Annotated in this window: 7 protein-coding genes and 1 pseudogene; 4 read left to right on the top strand and 4 right to left on the bottom strand. The window is 71.1% G+C overall.

All coding sequences use genetic code 11. The features are described 5' to 3' along the window. From B9S58_RS24715 to B9S58_RS24705, 3 genes are all read right to left on the bottom strand, one after another. On the bottom strand, positions 1 to 790 hold a 790-nt coding region (locus B9S58_RS24715), incomplete at its 3' end, for an ISAs1 family transposase (RefSeq protein WP_103534262.1). 30 nt (positions 791 to 820) lie between these two features. Further along, the gene (locus B9S58_RS38170) at positions 821 to 1,027 is read right to left on the bottom strand and encodes a transposase family protein (protein ID WP_181009442.1); all 207 of its coding nucleotides are present in this window, start codon (positions 1,025 to 1,027) and stop codon (positions 821 to 823) included. Positions 1,028 to 1,311: 284 nt separating this feature from the next. Next, entirely contained in the window at positions 1,312 to 1,881 is a 570-nt protein-coding gene (locus B9S58_RS24705) for a hypothetical protein (protein WP_103534260.1), read from the bottom strand. Positions 1,882 to 2,017: 136 nt separating this feature from the next. On the opposite strand from B9S58_RS24705, the pseudogene B9S58_RS24700 reads away from it, so the two are divergent. The 4 genes and pseudogenes from B9S58_RS24700 to B9S58_RS24685 form a co-directional block, all read left to right on the top strand. Then, a pseudogene (locus B9S58_RS24700) lies at positions 2,018 to 2,716 on the top strand (transposase); the annotation flags it as partial. Between the two features lie 908 nt (positions 2,717 to 3,624). Continuing rightward, positions 3,625 to 5,175, top strand: coding sequence for a hypothetical protein (locus B9S58_RS24695; protein WP_103534259.1), 1,551 nt, complete (start codon positions 3,625 to 3,627; stop codon positions 5,173 to 5,175). A 136-nt stretch (positions 5,176 to 5,311) separates the two neighbouring features. Beyond that, positions 5,312 to 6,763: an amidase gene (locus B9S58_RS24690; RefSeq protein ID WP_103534258.1), complete on the top strand. Its 1,452-nt coding sequence runs from the start codon at positions 5,312 to 5,314 to the stop codon at positions 6,761 to 6,763. A gap of 356 nt (positions 6,764 to 7,119) precedes the next feature. Next, positions 7,120 to 8,034 (top strand): aldo/keto reductase, encoded by a 915-nt coding sequence (locus tag B9S58_RS24685; protein ID WP_103534257.1) that lies wholly within the window; start codon positions 7,120 to 7,122, stop codon positions 8,032 to 8,034. 24 nt (positions 8,035 to 8,058) lie between these two features. Here the strand turns inward: B9S58_RS24685 and B9S58_RS24680 are convergent, their stop codons facing one another. After that, positions 8,059 to 8,826 carry a haloacid dehalogenase type II gene (locus tag B9S58_RS24680; protein WP_103534256.1) on the bottom strand — a complete coding sequence of 256 codons (768 nt, stop codon included), beginning with the start codon at positions 8,824 to 8,826 and terminating at the stop codon, positions 8,059 to 8,061. Positions 8,827 to 9,427 lie beyond the last annotated feature (601 nt).

Here is a 9,427-nt window from a genome sequence, read left to right as displayed (position 1 = left end):
GGTAGTGGTCGGTGGCGGCGGCGGTGTTCGTCCAGCCGGCCTGGCGGATGAGGCCGATGGCGAGATTGCGGAGGGTGGCCATCGCGCGGGGTGCGGTGCCGGTGCGGACGTGGGAAGCGTCCTCGGCGAAGGTCACGTCTCTCACATGGTGCAGGGCTTCGACCTGCCAGTGTCCGCGGATGAGTTCGGCGATTCGGTCCGCGGCGGCTTGTTCGGGAGCGAGGCTGGTGACCGCGTAGATCGTCGTGATGGTCGTCTTGCCGGTGGTGCGGTTGGTTCGGCGGCGCTTGACCTTGATGGCCTGCACGGCGTGCGGGAAAGGGAGTCCGGGCTGGACGGTGCAGACCTTGAGGCGCCGGATCTCGCGTCGGCCGTGGCCCTGTTCGCGGGTGCGGTGCTGGAGCGGGACCTCGCGCCAGGGCAGGCGCCGCAGCTGTCGGCGGAGGTTCTTCTGGTTGCCCTTGACGACCAGGATGTAGTGCCCGCCCCGCGTGATGACGTGTTCGGCGTGGCCGGTCCGGGTGTGCATCGCATCGGCGGTGATGACGTATCTGCGCAGGTCGAGCCCTTCCAGCAGCAGGGCGAAGGCGGGGATCTCGTTGCTCTTGGCGGCGATCTGCCGTTGGGAGATCACCGTCTGGCCCTCGTGCAGGACTGCGGCCAGGAGGTGGATGGCCTTCTTCTCGCCGTCGCGGCTGCCGCGTACGGCCTTGCCGTCGATGGCCACACCCACCAGCTGCGCGGCGTCACCGACCGGGTCCGTCGCGTGCCGGGCGAGCCAGGCGCCCACGGCGTCATCCAGGGCATCGCCGTCCAGCCGCTACAGCAGACGGCCCAGGGTGGTCGCGCGCGGCAGAGTGCGCAGCCCGATCCTCATGCGCACCTCAGGGGCGGCATCGGCGGTGAAGCGGGCGATGCCGGCCAGCGTGGTGGCGCCGCCGAGCACCGCGAGCAGGCACAGGGCGAGCAGGGAACCCAGCCGATAGCGGCGGCCCCGGACCCGCCGTGGATCAGGCAGGCGGTCCAAGACCGCGGACAGCGGGGAGAGTTCGGGCAGGCAGACGTTCCCGCGGTCTCCTCGTCGATCGACGTCAGGGCAGCACCGACGCTGCACGGCGGGCCCTTGTGTGCGGCTGGGAATCTTGAGGTCTGGTCATCGTCTCAGCCAGGGGGCCAAGAGGTCGGGCTGAAGTTGGACTACGCCCTGGAAATATTTGAGCTGTACGCATCCCTGTTGGGCTCCGAGCGAACCGAACGTCTGCGCGCCCTCCCAAACGATGCTGAGAGGGCGCGCATGATCGGCCAGGCCGACTAGCTCGTCCAGCTGTGGGCAACGTCGACCACGACCCGGTCGTCCAACTGGAACACGCGGAACGGCAGTCGGGCGCGCACACCGAGGCCGACCCGCGTCTGGCCCTCGAAGGTCCCGCCGAACCGGGTGTCCCGGAAGGTGCTGTACCCGCTGACGTCCACGCCGGGCAGGGGCTCGCCCTCCTCGCCCGGGTAGGTCGGCACGCCGTCCAGGTCGTAGGTCCACGCGCCGACGCTGATTTCGAGGACCGCCCCACCGATGACCGGTATGTACTCACCCTCGGGGTACGAGTAGAACCAGTCCACATACTGGACCTGGTAGTCGATCTGGCCGCCGCCGGGCACGTCGAACACCATGCGGTCGAAGCACTCGTGCCGTCCGGTCCTGATGTCCTCCAGGTGATCGGCACCCTTGGCAGCACCGCCCTTGGCGCCGCTGCCCCAGCCCGTCGGGCAGGTCGTCGCCACGCGCGGGCCCTCCGCCGGGGCCGCGCCCGCGGTACCCGCCGCCATCCCGAGCGTGGCGCCCGCGAGCACGAACACCGCTGCTACCGCTCCGATACGTCGCATCTTGTCCCCTTCGATCGCACCTTGTCGCGTGTTCTCGATGCCAGGTGAGATAGCCCGGGGCGCCGGAAGGTTGTACGCCGGACAGGGGCAAAGAGGGAATGAAGTTTCCCCTCGACCCTGCTGGCCAATTCACATGATGATCCGCACCGACTCTGCCGGCGGCACCCACGCCTTCGTCGCCTGGCTCGCCCAGCGGGGACGGTGGCTGGCCTACTCGGTCGGCATGACGGTCACCGAGCAGGTCCACCAGCATGTGCTGAAGGTTCCGGCCTCGGCCTGGACGCCGGCCGTCGAGACCGGCGGCGAGATCCGCGACGGGGCCTGGGTCGCCGAACTCGCCGGCGATGTCATGGGCGGCTGACCAAAGAGGATGCGGCTGATCGTCAGGAAGGAACGGCCGCATCCCGGGGCACAGTTGAGGCTCACCGATGCCGACGGCATGCGGCTGACGTGCTTCGCCACCAACACCTCGGGCAGGCCGATCGCGGAACTCGAGCTCCGTCACCGGCTGCGGGCGAGGGCCGAGGACCGCATCCGAAACGCCCGCGCCACCGGCCTGCGCAACCTTCCCCTGCACCGCACCGCGCAGAACCGGATCTGGCTGGAGATCGTGCAGCTGGCTCTCGACATGCTGGCCTGGATGCCGATGCTCGCCCTGACCGGCACAGCCCGCCTCTGGGAACCCCGCCGCCTGCGACTCCGCCTGTTCACCACGGCCGGACAACCTGTCATCACCAGCCGCCGCCGGATCCTCCGCCTCGCCCGGCACTGGGCCTGGACTCACGTGATCACCGACGCCCTCGAACGGCTCGCACTCCTGCCGAACCCCGGCTGACCAGCAACTTTCCCATCCCTACGACAGCAACCCGACACCGGAGCAGTGGAACCCGGCGCCTCCCCGAGGCGACACTCGGGCCCTCAACCTGCCCACCCTCAGCCCACGGCACGAAAACGGTCCACCGACTCCGTCGGCGGACCGTCACGAAACTTCGAGGCTAGTGTGCAGAGTAGCCAAGGGATCGACCTTCTGTGGTTCTCGATCTTGCGGTGAGACCCCGGCCTGGTGCGGTAACACCGCGTCGGGGTCGTTTAGTTCTCGCACCGTAAGCAGTCGCGGCATCGCGCCGCAAGCTGTCGCGATTAGTCATACTTGCTGGCCGTGACGGGGTTGGGAGGTAGGGCGGTTTCCCCAACCCCTGTCTTTTCCCCGCCGGTTGAAAAAGGGGTCTCGAATCCCGGGTCTCGCGTCCCGGCCCTCGTGTCCCGGGCCCCGAGCTTCGGGCCGGGGCCCCGTTCACGTACCCCCGCAAGAGTGAACGACCCGCTCCGACGCTCGCGTCCCGGGCACCGAGCTTCGAGCGTCGGGGTGAAGACCGTGACGCCGTTGGCTGATTTGTCGACTGCAGTAGCAACCGCCGGGTTGACAGGCAGAGACTGCTGCATGGTCGTCCGCACGTTCGTTGGGTGTAGCGGGGGATGTCATGGAGTTCGACACGAGGGCGTCGGTCCTGTCGAGACTGTGACCTGCTTTCACCTGCAGCGGACCAGCCAGCTGCCCCGCCGTGGCAAGAAACCGGCCATATGCTCTCCGAGCCCGTCACCCGAACGGCGGACCGTCGTTTGCGTTGTGGGTCGGAATCCGGACCGGGTGGCGTAGCAGACTGTGACGCGCCGCGCGCTGCGGACACAAGCATCAGGTGGGGTGCCGCGGTGCACATAGGGACAGGCGTCGAGGAGGGTGTGATGGGTGTGGAGGCCCACGCGACGAACGAACGGGTGACGGGGCGCACGTGGACGGTGCGGCTGGACCCCGTCGGGCGCGGCCGTGCGGACGTACGCGTGTCGTGCAGCCGTCCGGCCTGTGCCGCGCAGGCGTTGCCCTCCGCGGCCGTCGGCCGCACGGCGGCGGTCGAGCATCTCAAGGCCCACCTGCGCGTGGGTCCGGCCCCCCGTCCCTCGGTGTACTGCGCCTGCCGGGCCGAGGAATGCCACACGCACATCCGCCCAGCCGGTCCGCGTGAGCGTCCCGCACTCTGGCGGTGCGGGGGCGCGGTCGTGCTGGCCGTCGTCACGGACCGGGAAGGGCGCTGGTGGCGGGTCATGGAGTGCTGCTCGCGCTGTGCGGCCGCCCACCCCACCGCGAAGATCGTCGCCACCGCCCCGGCCCCCGACAGGCCGGATCCGGCCGGCGGCTTCCGGGCTGCCGCCGCTCCCGCCTCCACTGTGTCGGCCGTCGGCCCGCACTTCTCGCACAGCGCCCCCGGGGCCGCCGTCCCGCACCAGGCGCCGGCTTCCCGGCCCGCGAGGCCGACGCGGCAGCGTGGCCGGCGAGGGAGGATCGCGCAGCGCTTCGTCCCGCACGACCTGCGGCCCGTCGCACTGCGGGACGAGCTCACCGAACTCGGTGAGCTCTTCCGCGCTTACCAGCAGCGCGCCGAACCCGACCTCGCGGTGCTCGCCGACCTCCACGCCCGCAAGGCGAAGGCCTTCTCCGCCTGGGCCGAAGTCACCGCCGACACAGGGCTGCGCCTCGACGCCCAGCGAGCCGAACAGGCCGCCGCCACCGTCCGGCTCCAGCATCTGCATCGCATCGGTGAGGCCCCGGACGGACAAGGGCCCGCTGTGGCGCGGTTGTTGACCGCATCCGCGCAGTGGGATCACGCGCGGTCCGTCCTCACCCACGTGGCCGACCATGCTCCCCTGCCGGGCCCGGACGCACGCCTGCTGGTGGTCATGCTGACGCTGCGCACCGCTCAGGCCGGTGTCGGCAACCTCGTCGGGCAGGATCTCAAGGGGCTGCCCCTGCGAGATCCCGAGCACCTGGTGGGGCAGCTGGTGGAGTGCGGCTGGCTGGGTATCGCCGGGACCGTCGACGAGCTGATCGCCTCCCGCCCGGAGAGTCCCACCCGGATCAGCGTGCCGTCCCTGACACCCGACGAGAGCGACCCGGGCCCGTTCACGTTCGGCAGGAAGTTGCGCCCCAAGCTCAGCGGATGGGCGCAGCGAGTCGTCGGGGAGAAGAAGCTCCGTAAGGCCAAGACCGCGGCCGACGTGCGGTTGCTCGCCCTGGCCCTGGCCACCGGGGTCGAAGCCGGCGGACAGCTCGGACCCCAGGGGCAGGGCATCGGTCTGGAGGCCCTCGCCTCCTGGTGTGCCATCGGCTCCGGTGAGCTGCCGGAGCTCGTGGACCGGCTGAGCGCAGCGGACTGGCTGGCCGAGGCGGCCGTCACCGACACCCTCCTCACCGGCCGGCTGACCGAACGTGTCCTCCCTCTCAGCTGCCCGCTGACCTGAGCAGCAGAACGCGGGGTCCCACTTCGCTGTCCGGAGTGCCGTAGCGAGTGCGGTCTCCGGGCGGTGGCGGCATCTCGTCGCCGTTGCGCGAATCGGAATTTCCTGCCCTCTTCCAGAGGCGCATACGTTCGTATCCATGACGTGGAATTTTCTGACGGCCGAAGAAATCGCGGCTGCCATGCGTACCGGTGAAGTGACCTCCGCGGAACTGACCGACGATGCGATCACCCGCATCGAGCGGGACGACAAAGCGATCAACGCCGTCTGCGTGCCGGACTTCGACCGTGCCCGGGCCGCCGCCCGCGATGCCGACCAGGCGCGTGCCCGTGGTGAGGACCGGCCGTTGCTCGGCATTCCGGTGACGGTGAAGGAGTCCTACAACATCGCCGGGCTGCCCACGACCTGGGGCATGCCGCAGCACCGGAACCACCTGCCCGCCGAGGACGCGGTGCAGGTGTCGCGGCTGAAGGCCGCGGGTGCGGTGGTGCTTGGCAAGACCAATGTGCCCTTGGGGCTGCAGGACATACAGAGCTTCAACGAGATCTACGGCACCACCAACAACCCGTGGGACCACGGTCGTACGTCGGGTGGGTCCTCCGGTGGATCGGCGGCGGCGCTGGCGTCCGGGTTCGGCGCGCTGTCCATCGGCTCCGACCTCGCCGGTTCGCTGCGCACCCCCGCACATTTCTGCGGTGTCTACGCGCACAAGCCGACCGTCGGGCTCGTGGCGGACCGAGGCATGGCCCCGCCCGCCACGCCCGCGTTGCCGTTCGCGCCGGACCTCGCCGTCGTCGGTCCGATGGCGCGCAGCGCCCGTGACCTCACGCTCCTTCTCGATGTCATGGCCGGACCGGACCCGCTCACGTCCGGTGTGGCGTACGACCTGAAGCTGCCGCCCGCGCGCCACGAGCGGATCGGCGACTTCCGGGTCCTGGTCCTCGACGAGCATCCGCTCATTCCGACCGGGTCCGCCGTGCGGGCGGGCGTGGGCCGGGTGGCCGACGCCCTTGCCGACGGCGGCGCCCGCGTCGAGCGGAACAGTCCGCTGCTGCCCGATCTCGCCGAAGCAGGGGAGCTCTACACGCAGTTGCTGTTCTCGGGATCCGTCGCGCGTTTCCCCGTCGAGGCGTACGAGCGGTTGCAGGCCCACGCCGCTGGACTGAGCGCCGATGACCGGAGTCTCGACGCGGCGCGGCTGCGCGGCATGGTGTTCAGCCACCGCGACTGGATCGCGGCGAACACCCGCCGTGAGCACCACCGCCACGACTGGCGGCAGTTCTTCGCCGGCTTCGACGCCGTGGTGTGTCCCATCACGCCCACCCCCGCGTTCCCGCACGACCACAACCCCGATCTGCTGGCCCGCCGGATCGATATCGACGGCGTCGGGTTCCCGTATTTCGACCAGTTCGTCTGGGCCGGCCTGGCCACCATGCCCGGTCTGCCTTCCACCGCCGTACCGGCGGGCCGGTCGCCCGAGGGACTGCCGGTGGGCGTGCAGATCATCGGTCCGATGTTCGAGGACCGCACCCCGCTGCGGCTGGCCGAACTGCTTGAGCGGAGGATCGGCGGCTTCCAGGCACCGACGTAGTGCGTAGGCGTAGCGCGTAGTGCGTAGGGCGTGAGGCGTGCCCGTTCGGTGGTCGGGGCCGGGGTCTCCGGTTCGGCCGGCAGCAGGGTGCGCGACCGGCCCAGTACGGCCACCAGGGCGGCGGTGCCGCAATACCGGGCGCGATGCCCGCAGCCGGGTCCGCACCCCGGGCCGGGCAGGCCAGTTGGGGATGGCCGGGCAGCCTCACCCACGTCCACGTCCACGTCCACGTCCACGTCCATGTACGCGTCCACGTACGCGTACGCGGACTCGGTCCCGTGAACCCTGGTCCCGGCGATGAATCAGGCGTAACTGAATCATTGCCGGGGCCACCGCCGCCCGGAGATCATCCCGGCATGACATCAGAGACGATCACTGCGGCAGTGTCCGGCACCTGGACCCTCGGCGACCTCGTGGTCAACCGGATCGGGTTCGGGACGATGCGGTTGCCGCAGCAGGGCGAAGCGTTCGACGTCGACGCGGTGCCGGGCGACCGGGACCGTGCGATACGGGTGCTGCGCCGGGCCCGCGAGCTCGGCGTGAACCACCTCGACACCGCCGCCTTCTACTTCTCCCGGCTCCGCTCCGCCAACGAGCTGATCAACAGCGCGCTCGCCCCCTACCCCGACGACCTGGTCATCACCACCAAGGTCGGGCCGGGACGCGACCCCTCGGGCCAGTGGCAGACCCACGCCACGCCGGGGCAGTTGCGCGGGCAGGTCGAGGAGAACCTCCGGCAGCTCGGCCGCGAGCACCTCGACGTGGTGAACCTGCGCATCGTGGGCACCGATTCGATCGCCGAGCGTTTCGGAGCGCTGGCCGAACTGCGCGAGGCCGGGCTGATCCGTCACCTCGGCGTCTCCAACGTCGGCCCCGCGCAGCTCGCCGAAGCCCGCGCCATCGCGCCGGTGGTGTGCGTGCAGAACAAGTACGGGCTCGGGTCGCCGGACCAGGACGCGTTCCTGCGGACCTGCGGTGAGCAGGGGATCGCCTTCGTGCCCTTCTACTCCATCGCGGGCGCCGGGTGCGATGCGGGCGCTTCCCCGGACGCCGACGGTTACGCGCTGCTCACCGTCGCCCGCGCGCACGGAGTGAGTACGGCCCAGGTCCGGCTGGCCTGGACACTGCACCGCGGGCCCCACGTGCTCGCCATCCCCGGCACCGGAAATCCGGACCACCTGGCCGCCAACGTCTCCGCCGGAGCCCTGCGGCTGTCCGACGACGAACTGGCCGTGCTGGAAGCCCTCCACCAGGGCGGCGAGGCGGGCTGACACTCCGGGTACCGGTCACCATCGCTAGGACACGCCCAGTTGCCCCGCCAGATCCGCCAGGTCCTCCGCGTACAGGTCGAACCGGTCCGAGGCCGTGGGCGGGTCGCCGACCGGGCGGGCCACATAGGCGGTGCGCAGGCCCAGCGTCTGCGCACCGCGCAGGTCCCAGGCGTGGGCGGCGACCATCAGCAGGCGCTCCGGTGGCCGCCCGGCGACGGTGACGGCCAGCCGGTAGACCGCCGGGTCCGGCTTGTAGGCGCGGGTGTCCTCGGCGGACAGGGCCTGGTGCCAGCGCAGGCCGGCGTGGGCGTTGAGTTCCAGCAGCGCTGTCCGGCTCGCGTTGGAGAGGCCGATCAGCGGGAAGTGTCCGGCGAGCCGGGCGAGTCCGGCCACGGTGTCGGGCCACGGCGGGAGGCGGCGGGCCGACCTGGCCAGCTCCTCCACCGCGGCCGGCTCCTCCACCGCCGCCGGCTCCTCCACCGCCGCCGGATCCATGACCCCCGCGGCCTCCGGGACGAGACCCGCGCCCGCCACGATGCCCCCCGCAGCCGCCGCGACGACCCCCGCGGCCTCCCGGTCGAGTGCGTCGCTGGGGAGGTAGGGCCGGTCGCCGTCGAGGACACGGCGCTGCTCGCGCTCGATGTGCCGCTGCCACAGCAGCAGAAGCCGTTCGATTCCGGGGCCGTCCAGGGACGGGGCGAGGGCGCGGATGCCGGCGCGGAGTCCGGCGGGTTCGTCGACGAGCGTGCCGAGCACGTCGAACACGACGGCGTCGATCTTCAGCTCTGCCATGGCGGGGTCTCCTGGAGGACGGCGGCGGAAGGGCAGTGGAGTGTGCAACGCCGCAAGTCCGGCCTTCTATGCCCTACTTCACTGTGATCGACCCCGCACCTCGGTGCCCAGTAGTTCCACCAGCACCCGGCTCGTGACGAATCCGGCGGCGAGACAGGCGAGCGCGCCCGTCACCCAGTTGCGGGTCAGTGCGAAGAACCGGCCGCCCTGTTGGCCCTGGCGTGGGGCGCCGGACCCCGCGGTGCCGTGGCGCCCCGGCGGTTTGTGCCCCGCGCTCCAGTCTCCCCAGCCCCAGCCCCAGCCTCAGCCCCAGCCTCAGCCCCCGTCACCGCTCACGGTGCACCTCTCCTCGGCCCCGCGCGTGCTGCCCGACGGTTGGGAGCGTACGGCCGAAAAGCTGCCCCCGCCCGGGCCCCCGGGCCCCAGAACCGGGCCCAAGTGCGGCAGGTGAAAGCCGTGTTACGCAGCCGGAGTGCGGCGGCCGTTCCGCTTGGGGCCGCCCGTGGGCCCGTGGGCCCGTGGACCCACGCAGTCCGGGCCGCCGCTCAGTACTCTCGTAGGTGCCGGGGGTCGCCGACCACGACGCCGGTGGGATGCAGAG

It is taken from the genome of Streptomyces sp. SM11, from assembly GCF_002910905.1.
Classification (GTDB): Bacteria; Actinomycetota; Actinomycetes; order Streptomycetales; family Streptomycetaceae; genus Streptomyces.
The sequence above is the reverse complement of the archived record's forward strand: the minus strand, read 5'-3'. Positions and strand labels throughout refer to the sequence as shown.

Excerpts from the sequence above, each read along its gene's own strand:
- B9S58_RS24705 (WP_103534260.1), bottom strand. The coding sequence starts at position 1,881 with ATGCGACGTATCGGAGCGGTAGCAGCGGTGTTCGTGCTCGCGGGCGCC.
- B9S58_RS24695 (WP_103534259.1), top strand. The coding sequence starts at position 3,625 with ATGGGTGTGGAGGCCCACGCGACGAACGAACGGGTGACGGGGCGCACG.
- B9S58_RS24690 (WP_103534258.1), top strand. The coding sequence starts at position 5,312 with ATGACGTGGAATTTTCTGACGGCCGAAGAAATCGCGGCTGCCATGCGT.
- B9S58_RS24685 (WP_103534257.1), top strand. The coding sequence starts at position 7,120 with ATGACATCAGAGACGATCACTGCGGCAGTGTCCGGCACCTGGACCCTC.
- B9S58_RS24680 (WP_103534256.1), bottom strand. The coding sequence starts at position 8,826 with ATGGCAGAGCTGAAGATCGACGCCGTCGTGTTCGACGTGCTCGGCACG.